The sequence below is a fragment of the Mordavella massiliensis genome, from assembly GCF_016901695.1.
In the GTDB taxonomy this organism is placed as follows: domain Bacteria; phylum Bacillota; class Clostridia; order Lachnospirales; family Lachnospiraceae; genus Claveliimonas; species Claveliimonas massiliensis_A.
Map to the genome: position 1 here is coordinate 1 of NZ_JACJKS010000007.1, position 22533 is coordinate 22533.

The window sequence follows — 22533 nt, forward strand, 5'->3', positions numbered from 1 at the left end:
GGGCTGCTTTTTGTGGGGTATCTTTTTTCCTTGCCATAAAATAAACCTCCAAACTGGTAAGTCTATCTTACATCAGTTTGAAGGTTTACACAAACTTTGGGATACTCCCTCCCTCCCAGGTCTGGAGATTTATCCGAGCAAGCGGAAGGTTTTTCGTGACCGCCAGGAAATTCAGCTCACTTCATTCAGATAGTTTTTCAGCGTCAGTTCCCGGCTCATGGCATTGACAAGCATAACTTCCAGTCCTGCAAGTTCAATGTTAGACGGGATCAGATCAACGCCTTCCTCATGGTGTAAAATCCCGGCGTGGCTATCCATTTCCCGGTCAGCCACAATGCCCTCTAACTGTGTGGCAAGCGTCACAGAAAGATTATCCTGCTCCGGCCACCCTAATGAAGTGGTCAGATCGCCCTGTGGATCAGCGTCTACCAGAAGGACCTTTTTCCCTTCTCTGGCAAGTCCGATCCCTAAGTTGACAGTCGTGGTGGTTTTCCCCGTTCCGCCTTTCTGGTTGGCAATCGCAATTACTTTGCAATTCGCCATAACGGTTCCCTCCTTTCCTGAAAATTTAATAGCCATCTTCCCGTGTAGGGAAATGACTATGTATAAAAATAGGCATGAAAAAACCGGATGATTTTCGCAAATTGAAAACCTTCCGGCTATGTAATATTCCCGCATTTTAAACGGGAATTTCCTGTTCTTCTGTTTCTATCCTCTTATCCTCTATCACATCATAAAAATCAAAAATAAATTCCGACACAAAAGATTCCTGCAGTTCTTCCGATTTTTCCAACTGTGCAATCTCCTGCGGATATTCCATACCGGAAATTCCAAACAATCCTCTTATCATATGGAACGCCTCGCTGATTCTGTCTGTATCCACCAATGCAGTTATGGCGAAATAAACATCATCCATATTCTCAATCCTCTGGCTGTTGGAAAACAGTTTGTCGATCAGGGGCAAGGTATAGGCTCCGGAGATCAGATTAACAGCATTGTTCACATTACTAGCGGATTTTCTCATTTTTTTCATAAATAATTCCTCTCTTTCTCTTTTGGCAGGCAGCCATATATTTATAGAACGCCAAAAAGCCGCCTGCTCTTAGTTAAAAGAACAAACGGCTTTCTGCACATTTCTATCTCTTTATTCATTTTTACTCATTGCAATTTTAGTTCCAAAATAGTACCACGGAGCATATGATAAGCCGGGAAACCCAGTGTTTATGCGGTCTCCCGGCTCCCTGTTTACTATTCAAACTCTATCGTCCCGGGCGGTTTGCTCGTCAGGTCATAGAATACCCGGTTCACGCCCTTGACCTCATTGATGATCCGGCTCATCACCTTCTGCAGCACCTCGAAGGGGATCTCCGCCGCCTCGGCGGTCATGAAGTCCACCGTCTTCACGGCGCGCAGCGCCACGGCGTAGTCGTAGGTCCGCTCGTCGCCCATGACGCCCACAGAGCGCATGTTCGTGAGGGCTGCAAAGTACTGGTTGATATCCTGGTCCATGCCGGCCTTCGCGATCTCCTCGCGGTAGATGGCGTCGGCGTCCTGGACGATCCGCACCTTTTCGGCGGTCACTTCTCCGATGATGCGAACACCAAGTCCCGGGCCCGGGAAGGGCTGGCGGAACACGAGTTCAGCCGGGAGTCCCAATTCCAGGCCGGCCTTGCGAACCTCATCCTTGAAGAGGTCGCGCAGGGGTTCGATGATCTCCTTGAAATCCACAAAATCCGGCAAGCCGCCCACGTTGTGGTGGGACTTGATGACAGCGGACTCACCGCCAAGGCCGCTCTCCACCACGTCCGGGTAGATGGTGCCCTGGGCCAGGAAGTCCACAGCGCCGATCTTCTTCGCCTCTTCCTCAAAGACACGGATAAACTCTTCTCCGATGATCTTGCGCTTGTTCTCCGGCTCGGTCACGCCGGCCAGCTTATCGTAGTATCTCTGCTGCGCGTTCACGCGCACAAAATTCAGGTCAAAATTTCCCCGGGGGCCGAAGATTGCCTCCACTTCATCCCCCTCATCCTTGCGGAGAAGGCCGTGATCCACGAAGACGCATGTAAGCTGGGTCCCGATGGCTTTGGACAGGAGGGCCGCCGCCACGGAGGAGTCCACGCCGCCGGAGAGGGCCAGCAGGACTTTGCCGTCTCCCACCTTCTCGCGGATCTCCTGGATGGAGCTCTCCACGAAGGAATCCATCCGCCACTCGCCTGCGCAGCCGCAGACGCCCCGCACGAAATTGTAGAGCATCTTTGTGCCCTCCTGGGTGTGGAGCACTTCCGGGTGGAACTGGATGGCGTACAGGTTCCTGTCCGCATTCTCGGCAGCCGCCACCGGGCAGTCCGCTGTGTGAGCCGTGATGGCAAAGCCTGGAGCCACCTGGGAAATGTAGTCAAAATGACTCATCCAGCACACGGTTTTCTCGGAAACATTTTCAAATAATTTGGAACTCTGGTCCACCATCACGTCGGTCTTGCCGTACTCCCGCACGGCCGCCCGCTCTACCTTTCCGCCCAGCACATGCATCATAAGCTGTGCGCCGTAGCAAAGTCCGAGTACCGGGATACCGAGCTCAAACAGCTCCCTGGAATACGTCGGCGAGTCTTCCAGATAGCAACTGTTGGGGCCGCCGGTCAGAATGATCCCTTTCGGGTTCTTGCTCTTGATGGTCTCGATATCGGTCCTGTAGGAATAGATCTCGCAGTACACGTTGCTCTCGCGGACGCGGCGCGCCACGAGCTGGTTGTACTGTCCGCCGAAATCCAGCACAATGACTAATTCTCTTTTCACCAATGGTTCCTCCTTATGCTTTTTATCAACAGAATAGTTCTATTATAAAGTAACGCGCCCCGGTTGGCAATAAAAAACTGCACGCGCCGCGCAATCGTCTTTAAAATAGTCGAATTATTGTCAAAAACAAAAAAGGCAGGCCGATTTCCCTTTCTTATAGAGAAATCAGCCTGCTCCTTTCCTTTACACGAACCGCTCCTACAACTGCAGCACGCCGAAGAGCACGGCTGTCAGCACGACGATGGCGTTGGTCACGGTCTGCACCGGCACCGCCTTCTTACAGTAGTGCTGCACATCCGTCTCCGTCAGGGCGCACCCTGTGTAGGTGGATGAGTTGGTGGGCGTGGAGCTGGTGGCCAGTGACAGGTTGCAGACGAAAGGTGCGATCACCGCCACGGCCGGGATGCCGAAGCCCGCCCCGATAGAGATGAAGATCGGGTACAGCGCGTTGAAGATCTGGAACGGGATCACGTAGATGATCACCACGCACAAAAGCAGCAGGATGATGTGGATGTACCGGAGCAGGAACGCAGGGCAGAACTGCATGAGCGCGTCTGAGATGGCTCCCACCATGCCGGTGTTGTTGAACACGGCCTGGTACACGTTGATGGCGATCAGCATGACCAGGATGTTCAGGTACATGGGACCTACCTTGGCAAAGATCCTGCCGAAGTCCTTCGGGTAATTGATCATGGCCGTCACAACCGTCGTCACGATAAACACAAAGTAGGGGGCGATGCCGAAGACGCCCAGGGCGATGAGGGCCGCCGCCAGCTCGTTCGCATCCAGGCCGGCGGAGGAGGCTGTGTAGGCCATGCCGATGCCCCAGGGGATGAAGCAGAGCGCGGACATGGCTGTCTGGGCGATGATGAAGGCCGCCTCCCGGTCAAAGTCAAATTTCTTGTAGAGGGGAACCAGGATGGGGAAGGTGATCAGGTAGGCCGGCGTAAAGTTGCCGGTGAGGATGCTGAAGCCGCCGATCAGGGTGGTCAGCACCATGATCATGATCACGTTCATCTTGCTTCCCAGCTTTGTCGTCACCGCTGTGACGATGGTGTCAAACACCCCGGCCTCGTCAGCATCTGGAAGTACAGGAATGCGAACAGGAGCATGAAGCCTGCGGACTCCATCATGGAGGAAAGCTGCCCCACGATGAACGTGCTCGTCTCCTCCACGCTGTGTCCCAGGATGAGCGCGCAGACTGCCGGGACGATGAGGAGCACGAAGTTAAAAGGTACTTTCTTTGTTACAACGGTGGCCACCACAATGAGGATCGCTCATCTTCTCTTATCCTCTACGATATTCCTTTCATGGTGAGCTGGATCCGTTTCCTCTTTAAGTCCACGCTCATCACCTTCACGTCCACGATGTCTCCCACGCTGACCGCCTCCAGCGGATGACGGATAAACTTTTTGTCCGTGATCTGGGAGATGTGCACAAGGCCGTCCTGGTGCACGCCGATATCCACAAACACGCCGAAGTCGATGACGTTGCGCACCGTCCCTTTCAGGATCATGCCTTCTTTCAGGTCCTTCATCTCCAGCACGTCCGTGCGCAGGATGGGGCGCGGCATCTCGTCTCTCGGATCCCGCCCCGGCTTCTCCAGCTCCTTTACAATGTCCCGCAGGGTGATCTCGCCGACGCCCAGCTCCTGCGCAAGTTTCCCGTAGTCCCGGACGGTGAGGGCCAGGCCGCTCAGCCGGCCGGCCGCCACATCCTCCGGGGCAAAGCCCTGCTTCTTCAGGAGAAGGCGGGCCGCCTCATAGGTCTCCGGATGGACGCTGGTGGCGTCCAGCGGCTCTTTCCCGCCCGGGATGCGCAGGAAACCGGCGCTCTGCTCAAAGGCCTTAGGCCCCAGCCCCCGCACTTTCAGAAGCTGCCGCCTGTCTGTGAACCTGCCGTTCTCCTCCCGGTAGGCCACGATGTTCTTCGCGATGGCGGCGCTGATGCCTGCGATATAGGAAAGGAGCGGAGCGGAGGCCGTGTTGAGGTCCACGCCCACCCGGTTCACGCAGTCCTCCACCACGCCGGCCAGCGCTTCATCCAGCTTCTTCTGGTTCATGTCATGCTGATACTGGCCGACGCCGATGGCCTTCGGATCGATCTTCACAAGCTCCGCCAGCGGATCCTGCAGCCTGCGGGCGATGGACGCCGCGCTCCGCTGTCCCACATCGAACTTCGGGAATTCCTCGGAGGCCAGCTTGCTGGCGGAGTAGACAGAGGCCCCTGCCTCGCTGACGATGACGTACTCCACTTTCTGCGGGATCTCTTTTAAGAGCTCCACCAGGAACTGCTCCGACTCCCTGGACGCCGTGCCGTTTCCCAGGGAAATGAGGGAGATGTTGTACTTCGGGATGATCGTCTTGAGCAGCTCTTTGGACGCTTTGATCTTTTGCGGCGTGGTGGGGGCTGTCGGGTAGATGACCGTGGTGCCGATCACTTTGCCCGTGGGGTCCACCACCGCCAGCTTGCAGCCCGTGCGGAAGGCAGGATCCCACCCGAGCACGGTGCGCCCCGGGATGGGCGGCTGCATGAGGAGCTGCTGCAGGTTCTTCCCGAAGACCCGGATGGCGCCGTCCTCCGCCGCCTCGGTGAGCTCGCTGCGGATCTCCCGCTCGATGGCCGGCGCGATCAGGCGCTTGTAACTGTCTTCCACGGCCGCCCGCAGGGCCGGGGATGTGTGCGGATTGTCCCGCCGGATGACATGCCTTTCCAGATACCGGAGGATCTCCTCCTGCGGCGCCTCAACCTTCACTGTAAGGAACTTCTCCTTCTCGCCGCGGTTCACAGCCAGGATCCGGTGTCCCGCGACCTTCTCCACCGGCTCCGCAAAGTCATAGTACATCTCATACACGGACTCCGCCTCCGGATCCCTGGCTTTTGAGATGAGCTGCCCCTTCTGCCTCGTCATCTTCCGGATGCGGCTCCTGTATGCCGCGTCGTCAGAGACCGCCTCCGCGATGATATCCAGAGCGCCGGCGATGGCGTCCGCACATGTCTCCACGCCCTTCCCGGGATCCACATACTTCTGCGCCTCCCTCTCAAGGGGCTCCGACGCCTTCTCAAGCCGGATCCAGACGGCCAGCGGCTCCAGTCCTTTCTCCTTTGCAATGCCGGCCCTCGTCCGGCGCTTCGGACGGTAGGGACGGTAGAGATCCTCCACCTCCACCAGCGTCTGAGCAGCCAGGATCCGGCCTTTCAGCTCCTCCGTCAGATTCCCCTGCTCCTCTATGGCGGAGAGCACCTGCTCCTTTTTCTCCTCCAGGCCCCGGAGATACTGGAGCCTCTCATGGAGCGTCCTGAGCTGGGCGTCGTCCAGCGTCCCGGTGGCCTCCTTCCTGTAGCGGGCGATAAAGGGAATCGTGTTTCCCTCGTCGATCAGCTTCACCGCCGCGTCCACCTGCCATCTCTTTACGCCGAGTTCCTCCGTGATCTTCTGACTGATATCCATATGTCCTGCAACCTCATTTCCATAATCCTGCGTTTATAACAGGTCTATTATAACGGAAAGACCGGATGTGCGCAACGCGAAGCGCAATACCGAGTTCACTCTGTTTTCTTGAAACCCGCCGGGAAATGTGCTATGATGGGAATATCAACAGAAGGGAAATCACTGCCATGAAAGAAACTCAGGAATTATCGAGACAGCAGCAAAAGTCTAAAGAGACGAAGGACCGGATCTTCCAGGCGGCCAAGACCATCCTTCGCAGGAAAGGCTACGAGGGGCTGTCCATCAAGAACATCTGCGAGGAGGCCGGCGTCTCCAACGGCAGCTTCTACCACCATTTCAAGACAAAGGACGATCTGCTCTCCTACTACATCGAGGAGCAGCCCAGCGTGGACGCAGACTGCCTGGATCTCCCCGCCAGCCCGGAGGAGGCCAAGACAGCCATCATCCATGTATATCTGAACTATGTGAGATACTGCCGGGAGCTTGGCCTGGACTTTGTGGCCAACTACTATACGCCGAAGAACCAGTCCCTGAACCCGGACATCCGCACCGAGAGGCCCTACCCCATCGTCACCGTGCAGCACTATCTGCAGAAAGCCCTGGACGCAGGCGTCCTGCATCTGAAATATCCCCTGGAGGAGGTCACAAGCGACATCCGCACCATCGTCATCGGCGTGGTGTTCGACTGGTGCCTGAAGCTTGGGAAGACGGATTTTGAGGCAAATATGCGGCGTCTTCTCACCACGTACCTGGACGGTCTTTTCTGAAAAGGAGGTTTTTATGTTAGTCGTCAGAAATGTGGAACAACGAGACGAGGCGGCTGTCATCGCCATGATGCAGGACTTCTACAACAGTCCCGCCTGCCTTCACACAGTACCGGAAGAGAACTTCCGCAATACCCTCAGGGAGGCCGTATCCGGCAATCCCTGCGTCCGGGTCCTCCTGCTGGAGGAGGAGGGGCCAGATGGAGCGCAGCTTCTGGGCTACGCCCACTTCACGCTCTCCTGGAACAACGAGGCCGGCGGACAGCAGATCTGGTTCGACGAGCTCTACCTGAAGGAGGCGGCCAGGGGCAAGGGCTGCGGCACGAAAGTGTTCGCCTGGATCGAGGAGCACTATCCGGAGGTCCGCAGGATCCGCCTGGAAGTCACCAGAGAAAATACCCGCGCCATCTCGCTGTACGAGCGGCTCGGGTATGAGGAGCTTCCCTACTATCAGATGTGTAAGGACCGGTAACTCATGCGCGCAGAAGGGACCGCTGCATTTGTGGCAGCGGTCCTTTTATCATGGCAGTCTGCAGATCTACAGAAGCGTCGGGGTAAAGACCCCCAGCATCCGCAGCTCTTCTTTTCCGTGGTTCATCAGCCTGTGCCTGGTAGTCGAAGGAAAATGGATCGATTCATCCTGGTGTACGGAAAGGATCTGCCCGTCGATCTCCACTGTCAGCACTCCTTGCAGTACGAGATAAAATTCCTCGCCGGCATGGGAATGCTCCTCGATCTGTTCATAGTCCGGCTCCATCACGAGATTAAAGCAGTCCAGGTTCCTGCCGTCAAATTTCCCGCTGAGGACGTTGATCTTTTTGTAGATCTTCTGAAGGCCGCCCAGGGACTGGTCGTCGCATTTCCGGATGTATTCCGGCGTCTCCTGCGAGATATTGAACAGTTCTGTCAGCGAAGTCCCGAGAGCGCCCGCTATTTTTTTCAAAGTCACGACTGTCGGGGTCTGTTTCCCGTTTTCAATCTGCGAGAGAAAACTTGCGGATACACCCGCTCTCCCGCTCAGTTCCGCCAGTGTCAGACTCTGCGTTTTGCGCAGGCTTTTAATCTTACTTCCAATCGTATTCTCCATAATCCTTCCAAAGACAACCTATGTATCCTTGTCCCTTCCTCCTTTTCGGGTTGATCCCTCAACCCCTACAATTAAATATTATACATTATTTTCCGCTTTGATTGGTAGAAAAAATGTAATTATCCACGATCTCGTCCAGGATATGCAAAGGCGCCGATCCATACCGGAGCACTTCCTCATGATATCTGCGTATATCAAATCTTTCTTTCAGGGCTCCCTGAGCCTTTTCCCTGAGTTCCCGCATCTTCAGGCTCCCATACTTGTACGCCAGCGCCTGGGCCGGCATATCCACCGCGTACCGGAGCGTCTCCATAAAGATCTCCGAGTCAGTCAGATTCGTATTTTCGCGCATAAACGCCCTCGCGCGGTCCATAGTCCATCCCATCGCATTCAGTCCCGTGTCCACCACGAGCCGGCAGCAAAGCACAAGATCCCAGACATAGCGCCCGTACAGGTCGTAGAGATCGTAGGCGCCCATTTCCCCGGCCAGGTCAGCGGCGTACTCCGCCCACCCGTCCGCATAGGCTGTATTAAAATGCTCCCGGCAGATCATGGGAAGACTCGCATCCTCTGCGATCAGGTTGGTCTGGAAATGATGGCCCGGAAGCAGCTCGTGCGCAACGATGGCCGCCGTGCGGATCTGGGACCGCTGTTCCAGCTCCGCCGCGCTGTAATAGAATACCCCCTGTTTTTCCTCTCCGATGGGCACGGAATAGTAGCCCCAGGATGTGGTTCCCTCTTTGCTTTTCGGCAGCGCCTGACACCGGCACCCCGCCGCCGGCTTCCGCAGGAAGAACCGGTCAAGCTCCGGCTCGATCCTGCCCTGCGCCCGGTCAAACCGCGCCTGCAGCTCCTCCGGCGTATTGTCAAAGCAGATCCGGTTTTTCTGCAGGTAAGCCTGAAACTCCTTCAGGTCGAAGGAAAGTCCCAGCTTGCGGATGATCCCGCGCATTTTCTCCTGCGTGATCCGGAGATTTTCATAGCCAAGCGCATGCAGCTCCTCCGGCTCAAGAGCGTAGGACGTGTACGTGATGATCTGCTGCCGGTAGTACTCTTCCCCTCCCGGGATATGGCACAGCCCCGGCAGGATCTCCCTGCTTCCGGACGGATAAGAGTCGCGGATATCCCGGATCATCTGATCCAGCGTACTGTTAAATTCCGCAAGGGATCTCCCGATCCTCCCTCTTACCGCCTCCGCGATTTCCACCGTCACATTCTCACGGTTCCAAGGTTTGAGCAGGGTGCCTGGCGGACTGATCAGGCTTTCCAGAAGGCGGATCACGATCCCCACCTGTTCCGGCGGAAGCAGAATGCCTCTTTTCTCCTGCTCCCTCAGCTTTTCCAGCATTCCTCTGAGTTTTTCCGGGAACTGCGCAAGAAGCGTCTCATACGCATCCAGATCTTCCCTGCTGCGGATCGGATAGGTCTCAAGCCTCTTCACAACATAGGGGAGGGGCGTGGTATTGTGGGTCAGATTGAATTTATACCAGTAATACTCTCCGTTCCTGATGATGTATGCGCAGAAATCCCGGCAGATCTTCAGAACCGCCGTCTCCTCCCACGTAATATCCTCCTGGGACAGCCAGCCGTCTATCTTTCCCATCATCTCCCTGCTCTCCCGGATATTCCGGTCCGCCCGCTCCTGGGACAGGTCAAAGAGCTGCCCGTCCCGGAAGTCTGATTTGATAAAGCTGCTGAAATCATTGATATGGATCCGCTGGTAATAACTGTCTAACTCCCGGCGGAATCCGGTTCTGATCTTCATCCTCCCTCTCCCTCCTTCTTTCATCCTTAAAACAGGCAGGCCCGCAAATCCGGCGCCTGCCTGTACCATCCGCCTACTTGTCCTGCAGATGGCAAAATACCGTATGGGTTCCGCTGACCTGGGTCCTTACCGGCGCCTCCTGCCTGCACCGGTCCGTCGCATACGGACACCGGGTGTGAAAGGCGCAGCCAGACGGCGGATTCGCCGGCGAAGGGATGTCGCCTGTCAGGAACTTCTCCTCCCCGGTCAACTGGTGACCGATGGACGGGATGGCAGACAGCAGCGCCTGGGTATAGGGGTGCTTCGGCTCCCTGAACAGTTCCTCCCTGGAAGCCTGCTCTACGACATGCCCAAGGTACATGACTGCGATATTCTCACACATGTAATCCACAACACTGAGATTGTGTGAGATAAACAGATACGTGAGGTTCAGCTCCCTCTGCAGATCTTTGAGCAGGTTCAGGATCTGGGACTGAACAGACACATCCAGCGCAGACACCGGCTCATCTAAGATCACCAGCCTGGGATTGAGCGCCAGCGCCCTGGCGATCCCGATCCTCTGGCGCTGGCCTCCCGAGAACTCGTGGGGATAGCGTTTCGCGAACCGCTTGTCCAGCCCCACCAGCTCCATCAGCTCATAGACCCTCTTCTGCATCTCGTCCTTTGTCCCGGTACCATAGATCTTCATGGGATCCATGATCGTCTGGTTGACCGTCATACGGGGATTCAAAGAGGCATACGGATCCTGAAAGACCATCTGCACATTCCGCCGGTGCTCTTTCAGTTCCTTTCCTTTCAGGTTCGCAATGTTTTTCCCCTGAAACAGGATCTCTCCGGAAGCAGGCTCGTATAGCCGTATAATGGCGCGCGCCGTCGTTGATTTCCCGCAACCCGACTCTCCCACAAGTCCGAAGGTCTTTCCCTCGGGAATTTGAAAAGAAACGCCGTCTACCGCTTTGATCACGACTTTTTTATCATTTTTCATGGGAAAGTGAACTTTCAGGTCTTTCGTTTCAAGCAGATACATTCGTCTCCTCCTTTCCCTCGGAAGCGGTTTCATCCGCAAATTTCCAGCATCTTACAAAATGTCCTTCTTCCGCCTCGCGCATCGGCGGTACCTGCGCGGCGCATCTCTCCGACGCGTACGGGCAGCGGGGGGCAAAGGAACAGCCGCCTTTGTCATCCGCCGGATGCATGACGTTTCCGGGTATGTGATACAGTTCCTGATCCGACATGCCTATAAAGGGAATGCATTTCAGCAGGCCCTCCGAGTACGGGTGGAGAGGATGCCGGAAAAACGCGTCCCTGGAAGCCGTCTCCACAAATCTTCCGCAGTACATCACCTGGATCCTGTCGCAGACTTCCGCGACGACGCTCAGGTCATGCGTGATCAGTATGATCGACATCTCCTCCTCGCTTGCCAGTTTTTTCAGCAACTGGAGGATCTGCGCCTGGATCGTGACGTCAAGGGCCGTTGTAGGCTCGTCCGCGATCAGCAGCTTGGAGTGGTTGATCAGGGCCATGGAGATCATGACTCTCTGCCGCATACCGCCGGACAACTGGTGGGGATACTGCTTCATTACATTTTCAGCACCCGGGATCCCGACTTTATTCAGCACCTCCAGGATCCTTTTTCTGCACTCTTCTTTGCTCACGGATCTGTCATGGTTGCGTATCACTTCCCGCAGTTGGTTCTCGATCGTATAGACCGGGTTCAGCGAAGTCATCGGCTCCTGGAAGATCATGGACAGCGTATTGCCCCGGATCTCGTCGTATCCTTTTCTCGGCAGTGTCGTCATTTCTTTCCCGTCGAACACGATGGAGCCGGATTTGATCCTGCTGTTCTTGCGCGGCAGCAGCCCCATAATAGAGAGCGACGTCACGCTTTTCCCGCAGCCGGACTCTCCCACCAGCCCAAGGATCTCTCCCTTTTTTACATGGAAGGAAACGTCGTTTACGGCTGTCACTTCCCCGTCATACGTGCGAAATGCCGTTGTCAGGTGTTCTACGTTCAGTAAATTTTCCATATTGTTCCATCCTATTTTTTAAGAAAATGCTTTATCGACCGCTTTGTCCATTGCTGAGAGCATCTCGTCCAGTACGTCTCTTCCGTGCTTTACGCTCAGCACATGGTGCGACAGGGGCGCCTGCGAGCACCATACGCCCTGTTCCTGGAGACTTGCGACATATCTGCCATAGCGTCCCGCGTCTGTGACTGCCGCCTGCCGGTAGTTTGTGGGCTCCTTCTCCACGAAGTAGACCTGGAAATGGCCGCCTTTCCCCCGCAGGAGCACTGGAACGCCCTTCCGCTGCGCCATCGCGTTGAACTCTTCCCTGAGCGCGTCCGCGTTGGACATGATCGTCTTCGTTACCTCGCCGGAATCCAGCATATCCAGCGTAGCCGCCGCCGCGCAGAGGGAAATCTGATGACCGTTGAATGTTCCGATAAATCCAACGCCTCTTCCCGGGATCGTGTAATCCAGATATTTCGCCTTGCCTGCAACCGCGGCTGTGATGTACCCGTTCGCATACGCCTTGCCGTACATGCACAGATCCGCCTTCACACCGTAGTAGTCCTGGCATCCGCCAAGGCCGATCCTAAAGCCTGTCAGCAGTTCGTCGAATACAAGGACGATGCCAAGCTCGTCGCAGATATCCCTGAGGAAGCGGATGTACTCCGGCTTTGCCTCGACAAAGCCGATATCGATCATGATCGGCTCCAGGATAATGGCTGCCAGGTCGTCCTTATGCGCCCGGATCAGCTTTTCCGTCGCCTCAATGTTATTGAAGGGAAGCACCAGCGTGGAAGAGACAGTGACCGGATCGAGACCGCCGCCTCCCGGCACGGACTTCGGACACGCTTCGTCCCCCACCTGATCCAGCGGGGCAAAGCAGTTCACATACACCATGTCCGCCCATCCGTCATAGGCGCCTTCCATGACGGCGATCGTATTTCTCCCTGTCGCATATCTGGCAATATGGATGATGTGGGTCACCGCCTCTGTTCCCGTGTTGGTAAAGCGCACTCTCTCATTGCCCGTGATCTTCAGGAAGTGCTCCGCCACGTCGATGCTCAGGGGCGTGTCAAAGCCGGTGACAACGCCCTGGTTCTTCGCCACATACTCCGCCATCCTCTCGTTGAATTCCGGATTGTTGTGTCCAAGGATCATCGTCCCGTTTCCCATGATCAGATCGATATATCTGTTGCCGTCCACGTCATACACGTAGGCGTCCTGCGCCTTGGCCATATAGATCGGATGCGGCTTCCGGTTCCTTCCGTTGGAGTGCACGCCGCCTGACATGATCTTTGACGCTCTTTCAAACAATTCCTTTGATTTTGGATATTCCATAACTTTCCCCTTCTTTCTATTCATTTTCTCCATATTGCAGCACCGTATCGATGCTGTGCATGTTCTCATATAAATACTGCAGGAAATCCTGCCGCCTGTTTTCCGGAAGTCCGGTCCACACCGCCTCCACGGCCTCCCATCCCCTCCAGTACGCGTACATATACGCCTTCCGGAACGGATAGCCCATATAGCGCAGCCTGGACTTTATCTTCGCCTCGCTTGCGAAGGAGTATGCTTCCATGTATTTCCTGGCTTTCTCCGGCCCGTTCTCCTCACAGTAGTATATGTGTGAAGCGTTCTGGTTGCAGATGCTCTGGATCTGATTGAGCGCCTTGCAGATCCGGTCGTTGATATCCCCCATCCATCCGAGAGTATCGTTCCCGTTGTCCGCAAGCCCTTCAAAGACCGGACTGCTGGCAGTGTTGGTGAGCACCAGTCCCGCATCCGCAGGGATGGTCCCCGCCTCCGTCAACTGCTGGCGCACTGCCATATGGGTCATGTGCCCCGGATACGCCTCATGGCACACAAGGTGCTTCAATTCGTCATAGGTGTAAGTCACCTCGCCGTTGATATAGATCATCCGGCTCTCATAATCGCAGTAGGCATTATACGGCACGTCAAACACCAGCTCGGCATGCACGTCAAAATCCCGTATGGCGTCAAATCCCAGTGCGAGCGTCTTTTCCTTCGCCTCCCGGAGCAGTTCCTCAAGAACTTCTTTTGTCCTTTCGGGCCCCGCGATCTGTCTGCTCTTCTGCCACGCGCGCACCTGTTCTTTTACTTCTCCCTGAAAGCCCGCCTCTTTGAGCAGCTCATGGAGTTTTTCTATCCTGTCGTCAACCGCCCTGTCTCCCACCGGATTCTCATCCAGAAACATAGTCTCAGCCGCGATTTCCCGGAAGGTCATCGGGAACCCGGAAAGCCACAGGCACACTTTGCGGAAAGACCCGACCTGCTGCAGCATGTAATTTCTTCTTGCGGGGCAGGAAAGTTTCTCATACCCATGATAGATCTCTTCCAGCTCCCTGATCGCCTGCTGCCAGGACGTGATCTTCGCGGGCTTTACGCCGGAAAAATTCACAGGGACCAGACCTTCTGCTGAGAAAGAGGCTTCGCCGGCTTCCTTCTCCTGCTCCTTACGGTAATACAGATCCGCGCCGAGGGCAACGGCGCAGAACCGTTCTGCCAGCTCAAAATCTTTTTTCCCGTACTGCATATGCTTTCCTCTTTTCTATTCAAAGGCGTCCGCGTCTGCGATCATAAAACTGAAGTCCCCCGGGAACGCGCGGTTCACTGTCGGCCGCAGCAGGATCATGAAATTTCTCTCATAGGGGGCTTTGATCTCTTCCAGCAGCTCCAGTGTCTTCGGATTGTAGATCTTAGCCAGCGTCACATGCCCTTCCACGATCTCGCCCAGCTTTGAGATATCAAGCCCCGGCACCATCAGGCCGCCCTCATGGGGATCTACATGGGCGATATAGCCGCACACGACCTGATCATCCCGACGGATCTCTTCGCCGTCGATCACGCCCTCGTGCCGCAGCACGCTCAGCACGCCGTCCACGCCCCGCTGCACATCGCGCTCCCTGACTGCCAGCCCGCCGATCTCGGCCACCATGGTGCGCACGCCTTTCTCTCTCGCAAAATTATTGACGTTGCCCGGATAATCCTCTGTCGGACGGTAGAGAAGCTTGGATCCGAAGGATCTGGACATAGCCTCGTCGTTTAAGATATAGCAGTACTCTACGATCGGCTCTCTTCCGCCGGAATGTACGTCCAGATACGCGTCCAGCGTACCTACAAAATCTTCCAGATATGTGTTGGCGATCCGCTCTGTCAGGAACCCGTTCGGAGAACCGGGGAACACGCGGTTCAGGTTCAGGCCGTCGATCGGGCTGTTCCGGTCCACCTGCTCGAAAGCCAGGCTGTGGGCCACGCTGCAGATCTTGATCGTCCCGTGTACTTCCTGGGTCTTCAGGAACTCCACTACCCTTCTGGCGATCTCCACGCCAATGATCTCATCCCCGTGGATGCCGGCGCCAACGCCTACGACCTTGTCGCTTCCAGGTCCCTCAAACTTGTGGATCGGGATGGTGTACTTATCCCCGTTCGCCATGTAGCAGACATCCAGCTCTTCATACGTGTACTTTGCACTCATCGATTCTCCATCCTCTCTTTCTTTAATTTGTTTTAAATTAATTGACCATTCTGGGATCGGTAATATCCCGGATTCCATTTCCCAGAAGATTAAAGCCCAATACTGTAAACATGATCGCAAGTCCCGGTATGGTCGCCATATGCGCCGCCGTTCTCATATACCGGAGGCCGAACGACAGGGCGTAGCCCCAGCTCGGCGTCGGCGGCTGCACGCCCAGGCCCATGAAGGACAGCGTTGCCTCTGACACGATCGCGGTTCCGATCCCAAGCGTTGCCACAACGATGATGGGGGCCAGCGCATTGGGGATCACATACTTGAACAGGATCCTGAAATTGCTCGCGCCGAAGGTCCTGGCCGCCAGCACATACTCCTCTTCCCGGATCACCAGCACGCTGGAGCGGACCACCCTGGCGTACTGCGTCCACGACACAAGGCACAGGGAAATGATCACGCTGACTGTTCCGCCTCCCAGCACAGCCACCAGCGCGATCGCCAGAAGCAGGACAGGGAAGGAGAGAAACACATCGATGATCCTTCCGATCAGATTGTCGATCCATCCGCCGTAGTAACCGGCGATCAGACCTACCAGAACCCCGATCACCATGGAAAAGAAGACGGATACAAAACCGACGATCAGGGAGATCCTGGCCCCGTAAAAGATGCGGGTCATCAGATCGCGCCCATACTGGTCCGTGCCGAACAGGTGCTCCCCGCTTGGCGGCTGGAGCGCGTTCTCCATGTTCATCAGATCCAGATCATAAGGTGACAGGAAGGGCGCCAGAAGCGCGATCAGGATCACGGCCAGCACCATGATGGTCCCGATCACGACCGACTTATTATGAATGGCTTTTTGAAATGTTTTGTTTTTTCGTATCTTCATGGCTATCCCTCGTTTATCTTTGGATTAATGACTACATACAGAAGATCCACGATCAGATTGATGACGATAAACAGGACGGCGATCAAAAATACTGCCGCCTGCACGACCGCGTAGTCACGGTTCAGGATGGCTGTCACCAATACCTGTCCGATCCCCGGCCAGGAGAATACGGTCTCCGTCACGATCGACCCGCCCAGAAGGGCTCCGAACTGCAGGGCAACGATCGTGATGACCGGCGGGAGCGCGTTTCGGAACGCGTGTTTCATGACTACTTTGAATTCCTTCGTCCCCTTTGCCCTGGCCGTCCGGATATAATCCATATCCAGTACTTCCAGCATCGTCGAACGGATCATGCGCGAGATCATGGCAGATCCCATGATCCCCAGCGCAAAGGAAGGCATCAGGATCTTCTGGAAGCTTCGGATAAACTCGTCGAAATCCCCTGTGCTGAATCCCTCGATGAGAGCCGGGATCAGAGGATCGCCCCTTCCGAAGGATGGCAGCCAGTTCAAATGGACGGAGAACAACAGGATCATCAGAAGTCCCATCCAGAAGACAGGCATGGATATGCCAAGCTGCGCAAAGACCATGCTGGCGTTGTCAAGCCAACTGTTCTGCTTCACTGCGGAGAGGATGCCAAGCGGTACGGAAATAATCAGCGCCCAGAACATGCCCATAACCGCCAGCTCCAGCGTCGCCGGAAAAGCGGTACTGATCATCTCCATCACCGGCGTATGGTAGATCACAGACTCCCCGAAGTTCAGGGTAAGCAGCTGTCCCATGTAGGTCAGGAACTGAACAAAAATATTTTCATTCAGCCCGTACTGCTCTCTGACCCGCTCCATATCCTCAAGCGTCGCCTCCGGTCCCAGGAGGGCTGACGCGAAATCTCCCGGCATAGAGCGCAGCAGGATAAAGATGATCACCAGTACGCCAAACGCAGTGGGGATCACATACAAAAGACGTTTTAAGATATACCTTGTTCGCATAGTTCCTCCTTACTCAAAGCACCTGCGGCCGGGGAGGGGCAGCCCCTCCCCATTCCGTCTGATGCCGTCTCTTTTCTGCCGTCTAGTCCGCTATCTTTGCCTGCCACAGCGTATAGATGCTTCCGGACGGATATACTGTATATCCTTCCAGATCCTTGTCATGGATGGAAATGTACGCCTGCTCTACCAGCACGTTGTACCACACATTGTCCGTCACGGACTGTGCGATGAACTGGTACTGAGCGGCCCTCTCCGCCTCGTCTGCGGTTGCCCGTCCGGCATTCAGCGCCGCATCGATCTCCGGATCGCTGAAGTTGCCGTAGTTGCTCGCGCCGTCGCTGTAGAACATGTCATACATACGGTCCGGATCCAGCTGATTCAGCCAGCCTGCGATCCATACCTGCAGGCTCCTCTGAGTCAGCGCTTCGGAGAAAGATGCCCACTCTGTCACTTCCACGTCTACGTCCATACCAATCCCGTTCAGCTGGTTCTGTATATACTCGGCCACCTGGAATCGGCTCGTGTCATCGGAGTGTGTGGAGACGGTAAACGCAAGCGGCGTACCGTCCTTATCGCGGATGCCGTCGCCGTCAGAGTCTACCCATCCGGCCTCATCCAGCACCGCCTCCGCCTTTGCCGTGTCGTACTCATAGTCTGTCAGGGACTCGTCGTACGCCCAGGAGGAAGACAGGACCGGCGTCTTGCCCGGCGTATCCATTCCACTGTAGATGACGTCGGAAATGTTCTGCTTGTCCGTCATATAGGCGATCGCCTGGCGTACAGCCAGATCGCCGATGACTGGATCCGTCACGTTGAATCCCATATAGGTAAATCCAAGGCCCGGCACGTCATTCATGACCAGCTCATCATTATTCTCCACCAATTCCAGATCTGATGCAGTCAGCGGCGAGCACACAAAATCCACATCGCCGGACTCCAGGGAGGCAAGCCTGGTAGAGTTGTCGTTGATCACATACACGTTGATCGTCTCCGTCGCCGGATCCCCCTCCCAGTAGTCCTCGTTGGCCTTGAGCACGGTCTCGCTGTTCAGCGTATAGCTGTCCACCGCATAGGGACCGGTCCCGACCGGGGCAGTCCCAAAGGAAGCCGCATCGTCCATAGCGCCTTCCGGGATGATCCCCAGATCCATGTACGCCATCAGGGCGGAGTTTGCGGAATCCAGTGTAAATACAACAGTCAGGTCGTCCGGACAGGAGATGTCTGTGATCGCCACATACCGGTTCCGGTACGGCGCATTGTTTTCCTCGTTCAGGATCTCATCAAATGTATATTTTACATCTGCAGAGGTAAACTCTGATCCGTCATGGAACGTCACTCCTTCGCGAAGATAGAATGTATAGGTCAGTCCGTCCTCGGAGATGTCCCAGTCCTCCGCCAGCGCCGGCACGGCCACCTGCTCTTCGTCCAGGCGCACAAGCCCGTTGAAGATCAACTGCCCCACCCGGTTTCCCGTAGTATTGTTCGTCAGGATCGGATTGTACGTCTCCGCATCCACGTCCACCGCTATATTGATCTCATCCCGGTAACCGGAATCCCCGCCGCTGTCTCCTCCGCCTCCGCAGGCTGCCAGGGATGTGCACATGGCACACACAAGCAATGCTGCTACTAGTTTCCTTTTCATAAATTTCCTCCTTTCCTTTCACCTGTATGGTGAGTACGCTGCCGTCTTTGGAATGCGATATTTCAAACCTGATTTGAAACATCCGAATACAGATTATTTTAAAAAAATTTCAACTATATTCTTACTATTCCTAAAGATTGTTAAAATTTTGTACAAATTATAGCACTTCATCTAAATAAAGTCAATATTATAATGAATATTTCTTCTTTAAAATTAATTAAATTTCATTATAGTAAATTTTCCCATTTTATTTCTGTGCACATAAAATACCATACACAAAAAGGACAGATCCCTTCCGGGCATGCTCTGTAAGAGCATATCCGAAAGGAACCTGTCCCTCTTTTTGCAGCAGATATCTGCCGTACTTTGCGCTTTATCCGCGCACGTACTTCCTTATATTCGACGCGTTCGTCAGCTTCTCCACGCCGCCCTCTTTCAGGACCACGAGGGTGGGGGCGGACAGGATCTGATACTTCCTCGCCATCTCCTTATTCTCCTCGGCGTCCACCACCTGATACTCCACGCGCGCCTCCTCCAGGGCCCGCTTTGCGACCGCGCAGTTGGGGCACGTCTTCGTGGTAAAGAGCAGCCGGACTGCGCCTGCGTCCCCGGCTGCAGCAGCCGGCGCGGCCTGCGTCTTTTCCCCGGTCTGTCCTGCGTCTGCCTCCGCATGCCCGTGGAAGTGGGAATGGCTCAGGTCGTACACCTTCCTGTCCTTAAACTCCTGCGCCTTGCCGTCGTTCCAGTTCTGCACCGGGCGGTAGTAGCCGGTGATGCGGCTGTACACCTCTGTCTTCTGTCCGCACTCCGGGCAGGTGTAGTGCTCGCCCGCAATGTAGCCGTGGTTCTTGCAGATGGAGTAGGTGGGCGACAGGGTGTAGTAGGGCAGCTTGTAGTTCTCGGCGATCTTGCGCACCAGGGAGGCTGCAGATTTCCAGGACGGCAGCTTCTCTCCCAGGAAAGCGTGGAAGACCGTGCCGGAGGTGTAGAGCGTCTGCAGGTCGTCCTGGATATCCAGGGCGTCAAAGATATCCTCCGTGTAACCCACCGGCAGATGGCTGCTGTTTGTGTAGTAGGGCGTACCGTCGCCCTCCGCCGCCGTGATGATATCCGGGAACTGCTCCACATCATGTTTGGCGAACCGGTAAGCCGTGGACTCTGCCGGCGTAGCCTCCAGGTTGTACAGGTCTCCGTACTCCTCCTGGTAGCTGGAGAGCCTCTCCCGCATATGGTTCAGCACCCGTTTGGAAAATTCCTGGGTCTCCGGGTGGGTCATGTCCTTACCGATCCACCGGGCGTTCAGGCCTGCCTCGTTCATGCCCACAAGGCCGATGGTGGAGAAATGGTTGTCAAAGCTTCCCAGATACCGCTTCGTGTAGGGGTAAAGCCCTCCCTCCAGAAGCTTTGTGATCACCGTGCGCTTCACATGGAGGGAGCGGGCCGAGATATCCATCAGCCTGTCCAGCCCCTTCATGAAGGCTTCCTCATTCTCCGAGCGGTACGCAAGCCTCGGCATGTTGATGGTCACCACGCCCACGGAGCCGGTGCTCTCGCCGCTTCCGAAGAAGCCGCCGGATTTCCTTCTCAGCTCCCGCAGATCCAGACGCAGGCGGCAGCACATGCTGCGCACGTCGCTCGGCTGCATGTCGCTGTTGATGTAGTTGGAGAAATACGGCGTTCCGTATTTGGACGTCATCTCAAAGAGAAGACGGTTGTTCTCTGTGTCGGACCAGTCAAAATCACTGGTGATGGAGTAGGTCGGGATGGGGTACTGGAACCCGCGCCCGTGGGCGTCGCCCTCGATCATGATCTCAATGAAGGCCTTGTTGACCATGTCCATCTCTTTTTTGCAGTCCCCGTAGGTGAAGTCCATCTCCTTCCCGCCCACGATGGCCGGCAGGTCCTTCAGATCGTCCGGCACGGTCCAGTCCAGGGTGATGTTGGAGAAAGGCGCCTGGGTGCCCCAGCGTGAGGGCGTGTTCACGCCGTAGATGAAGGATTCGATGCACTTCTTCACCCCCTCGTAATCCAGGTTGTCTGTCCGCACAAAGGGCGCCAGGTACGTGTCGAAGGAGGAGAACGCCTGGGCCCCCGCCCACTCGTTCTGCATGATCCCCAGGAAGTTCACCATCTGGTTGCACAGCACGCTCAGATGCTTGGCGGGTGAGGAGGATATCTTCCCCGGGATCCCTCCCAGCCCCTCCTGGATGAGCTGCTTTAAGGACCAGCCCGCGCAGTAGCCGGTCAGCATGGACAGGTCGTGGATGTGGATATCCGCGTTCCTGTGTGCCTGCCCGATCTCCTCATCGTAGATCTCGGAGAGCCAGTAGTTGGCCGTGATGGCGCCGGAGTTGCTGAGGATCAGCCCGCCCACGGAGTAGGTGACGGTGGAGTTCTCCTTCACGCGCCAGTCGTTGATATTGACGTAGTTGTCCACGATCTCCTTGTAGTTCAGCATGGTGGAATTCAGGTTGCGGATCTTCTCCCGGTTCTTTCTGTATAAAATGTAGGCTTTCGCCACATCCCCGTAACCGGCCTGCACAAGGACGCTCTCCACGCTGTCCTGGATCTCCTCCACCTGGATGCGGTCTTTTTTGATCTTCGGCTCAAAATCCGCCGTCACTTTCAAAGCCAGCATATCGATGATGCTGGGGTGATACTGCTTCTCCACCGCGTCGAATGCTTTCGTCACTGCGGCCGCGATCTTGGCAATGTCGAACTCTGCGATCTGGCCGTCTCTTTTTACTACCTGGTACATCTGTATATAACCTCCCAATCCTCTTGTGTGATCCATCCGTTCTCGTTTGTCCCGGTTCCTCTATCATAGCACTGCCCCCTTGGGGCCGTCAATAAAAAACAACAACATCTTGTGTGATATATTTTTCCACCCACACAACATGTTGTTATTATGTACTCTTTCTATGTGACTACACGCCGCGGATCTGCGCAGTTTCCACGTATTTCTTCACGATCTCCAGCGCCTGTTCCAGGATGCTCCGGTCGTAGGCGTGCAGTCCGGACCCGATGAGGTGGCCGGAATCCACGAACTGCTGCAGGTAGTACCGCTGCGCCCCCGCGATCCACTGCCCCATGGCTTCAAAATCCGCCTTCCGGTGGAATTCCCGCACCACCGTCGTCCGGAATTCATAGGGCACGGCTCCCCCGAGAAGGAAGCGGATGCTCCGGTCCACGTCCCCCACGTCAAAATCCCGGATCCCCACCGTGGCGCCGTAGCCTTCGGGGGAATTCTTCAGATCCATGGCCACATAGTCCAGAAGTCCCTGCCCCGCCAGCTCACAAAGCCGCTCCGGCATGCTGCCGTTGGTGTCCAGCTTCACAAGGTAGCCCATCTTCTTTATTTCGCCTATAAACGCTGCCAGGTCCGGCTGCAGCAGCGGCTCCCCGCCGCTTACGCAGACGCCGTCCAGCACGCCTCTTCGTTTCTCGAGGAAGGACAGCACCTCCTCTTCCGGGATCTCAGGCCGCGCCTTCCCTCCCAAGACAAGCTCCGCATTGTGGCAGAACGGGCAGCGGAAATTGCACCCGCCCGCAAATACCGTACAGGCCACTTTGCCCGGATAATCAAGAAGCGTCAGCTTCTGTATGCCGCATATCTGCAAAAAATCTACCTCCTCTGACCCCTGTTTTTTCTTC

The 22533-nt window shown here is 55.7% G+C and carries 19 protein-coding genes and 1 pseudogene; 2 read left to right on the forward strand and 18 right to left on the reverse strand.

Annotation, left to right across the window (positions count from 1 at the left end):
• Positions 1–177: 177 nt before the first annotated feature.
• The 6 genes and pseudogenes from H6A20_RS06355 to H6A20_RS06375 all read right to left on the reverse strand — a co-directional run.
• Positions 178–543, reverse strand: a pseudogene (locus tag H6A20_RS06355) (ParA family protein); the annotation flags it as partial.
• A gap of 136 nt (positions 544–679) precedes the next feature.
• Positions 680–1033 carry a hypothetical protein gene (locus H6A20_RS06360; RefSeq protein WP_076779364.1) on the reverse strand — a complete coding sequence of 118 codons (354 nt, stop codon included), beginning with the start codon at positions 1031–1033 and terminating at the stop codon, positions 680–682.
• A gap of 215 nt (positions 1034–1248) precedes the next feature.
• Entirely contained in the window at positions 1249–2793 is a 1545-nt protein-coding gene (gene guaA, locus H6A20_RS06365) for a glutamine-hydrolyzing GMP synthase (RefSeq protein WP_204906304.1), read from the reverse strand.
• A 198-nt stretch (positions 2794–2991) separates the two neighbouring features.
• Positions 2992–3858: a hypothetical protein gene (locus H6A20_RS06370; protein ID WP_243426150.1), complete on the reverse strand. Its 867-nt coding sequence runs from the start codon at positions 3856–3858 to the stop codon at positions 2992–2994.
• The gene (locus tag H6A20_RS13550; RefSeq protein ID WP_243426151.1) at positions 3831–4055 is read right to left on the reverse strand and encodes a hypothetical protein; all 225 of its coding nucleotides are present in this window, start codon (positions 4053–4055) and stop codon (positions 3831–3833) included. The genes H6A20_RS06370 and H6A20_RS13550 overlap by 28 nt, the downstream gene beginning before the upstream one ends.
• Before the next feature lie 32 nt (positions 4056–4087).
• Complete coding sequence (locus tag H6A20_RS06375; protein ID WP_204906305.1) at positions 4088–6244, reverse strand: Tex family protein; 2157 nt, start codon at positions 6242–6244, stop codon at positions 4088–4090.
• A gap of 167 nt (positions 6245–6411) precedes the next feature.
• On the opposite strand from H6A20_RS06375, the gene H6A20_RS06380 reads away from it, so the two are divergent.
• Together H6A20_RS06380 and H6A20_RS06385 are read left to right on the forward strand one after the other, a co-directional pair.
• Positions 6412–7011: a TetR/AcrR family transcriptional regulator gene (locus H6A20_RS06380; protein ID WP_204906306.1), complete on the forward strand. Its 600-nt coding sequence runs from the start codon at positions 6412–6414 to the stop codon at positions 7009–7011.
• Positions 7012–7024: 13 nt separating this feature from the next.
• Entirely contained in the window at positions 7025–7480 is a 456-nt protein-coding gene (locus tag H6A20_RS06385) for a GNAT family N-acetyltransferase (RefSeq protein ID WP_204906307.1), read from the forward strand.
• 66 nt (positions 7481–7546) lie between these two features.
• Here the strand turns inward: H6A20_RS06385 and H6A20_RS06390 are convergent, their stop codons facing one another.
• From H6A20_RS06390 to H6A20_RS06445, 12 genes are all read right to left on the reverse strand, one after another.
• Positions 7547–8095 (reverse strand): helix-turn-helix domain-containing protein, encoded by a 549-nt coding sequence (locus tag H6A20_RS06390; protein ID WP_204906308.1) that lies wholly within the window; start codon positions 8093–8095, stop codon positions 7547–7549.
• Positions 8096–8180: 85 nt separating this feature from the next.
• On the reverse strand, positions 8181–9860 hold the full coding sequence (locus tag H6A20_RS06395) for a DUF885 domain-containing protein (RefSeq protein WP_204906309.1): 1680 nt from the start codon (positions 9858–9860) through the stop codon (positions 8181–8183).
• Positions 9861–9933: 73 nt separating this feature from the next.
• On the reverse strand, positions 9934–10887 hold the full coding sequence (locus H6A20_RS06400) for an ABC transporter ATP-binding protein (protein ID WP_275952121.1): 954 nt from the start codon (positions 10885–10887) through the stop codon (positions 9934–9936).
• Positions 10874–11887: an ABC transporter ATP-binding protein gene (locus H6A20_RS06405; protein WP_204906311.1), complete on the reverse strand. Its 1014-nt coding sequence runs from the start codon at positions 11885–11887 to the stop codon at positions 10874–10876. Before H6A20_RS06405 ends, H6A20_RS06400 begins: the two co-directional genes overlap by 14 nt.
• A gap of 18 nt (positions 11888–11905) precedes the next feature.
• On the reverse strand, positions 11906–13210 hold the full coding sequence (locus H6A20_RS06410; RefSeq protein ID WP_204906312.1) for an aspartate aminotransferase family protein: 1305 nt from the start codon (positions 13208–13210) through the stop codon (positions 11906–11908).
• A gap of 16 nt (positions 13211–13226) precedes the next feature.
• The gene (locus tag H6A20_RS06415; RefSeq protein ID WP_204906313.1) at positions 13227–14426 is read right to left on the reverse strand and encodes a hypothetical protein; all 1200 of its coding nucleotides are present in this window, start codon (positions 14424–14426) and stop codon (positions 13227–13229) included.
• 15 nt (positions 14427–14441) lie between these two features.
• Positions 14442–15368: a succinylglutamate desuccinylase/aspartoacylase family protein gene (locus H6A20_RS06420; protein ID WP_204906314.1), complete on the reverse strand. Its 927-nt coding sequence runs from the start codon at positions 15366–15368 to the stop codon at positions 14442–14444.
• Between the two features lie 37 nt (positions 15369–15405).
• A complete protein-coding gene (locus tag H6A20_RS06425; protein ID WP_204906315.1) occupies positions 15406–16248 on the reverse strand; it encodes an ABC transporter permease in 843 nt (280 codons plus the stop codon).
• A 2-nt stretch (positions 16249–16250) separates the two neighbouring features.
• Positions 16251–17237 carry an ABC transporter permease gene (locus H6A20_RS06430; RefSeq protein ID WP_204906316.1) on the reverse strand — a complete coding sequence of 329 codons (987 nt, stop codon included), beginning with the start codon at positions 17235–17237 and terminating at the stop codon, positions 16251–16253.
• An 82-nt stretch (positions 17238–17319) separates the two neighbouring features.
• On the reverse strand, positions 17320–18879 hold the full coding sequence (locus tag H6A20_RS06435) for an ABC transporter substrate-binding protein (RefSeq protein ID WP_204906317.1): 1560 nt from the start codon (positions 18877–18879) through the stop codon (positions 17320–17322).
• 373 nt (positions 18880–19252) lie between these two features.
• Entirely contained in the window at positions 19253–21637 is a 2385-nt protein-coding gene (locus tag H6A20_RS06440) for a ribonucleoside triphosphate reductase (protein WP_204906318.1), read from the reverse strand.
• Between the two features lie 169 nt (positions 21638–21806).
• Positions 21807–22499, reverse strand: coding sequence for an anaerobic ribonucleoside-triphosphate reductase activating protein (locus tag H6A20_RS06445; protein ID WP_204906319.1), 693 nt, complete (start codon positions 22497–22499; stop codon positions 21807–21809).
• Positions 22500–22533: the final 34 nt, after the last annotated feature.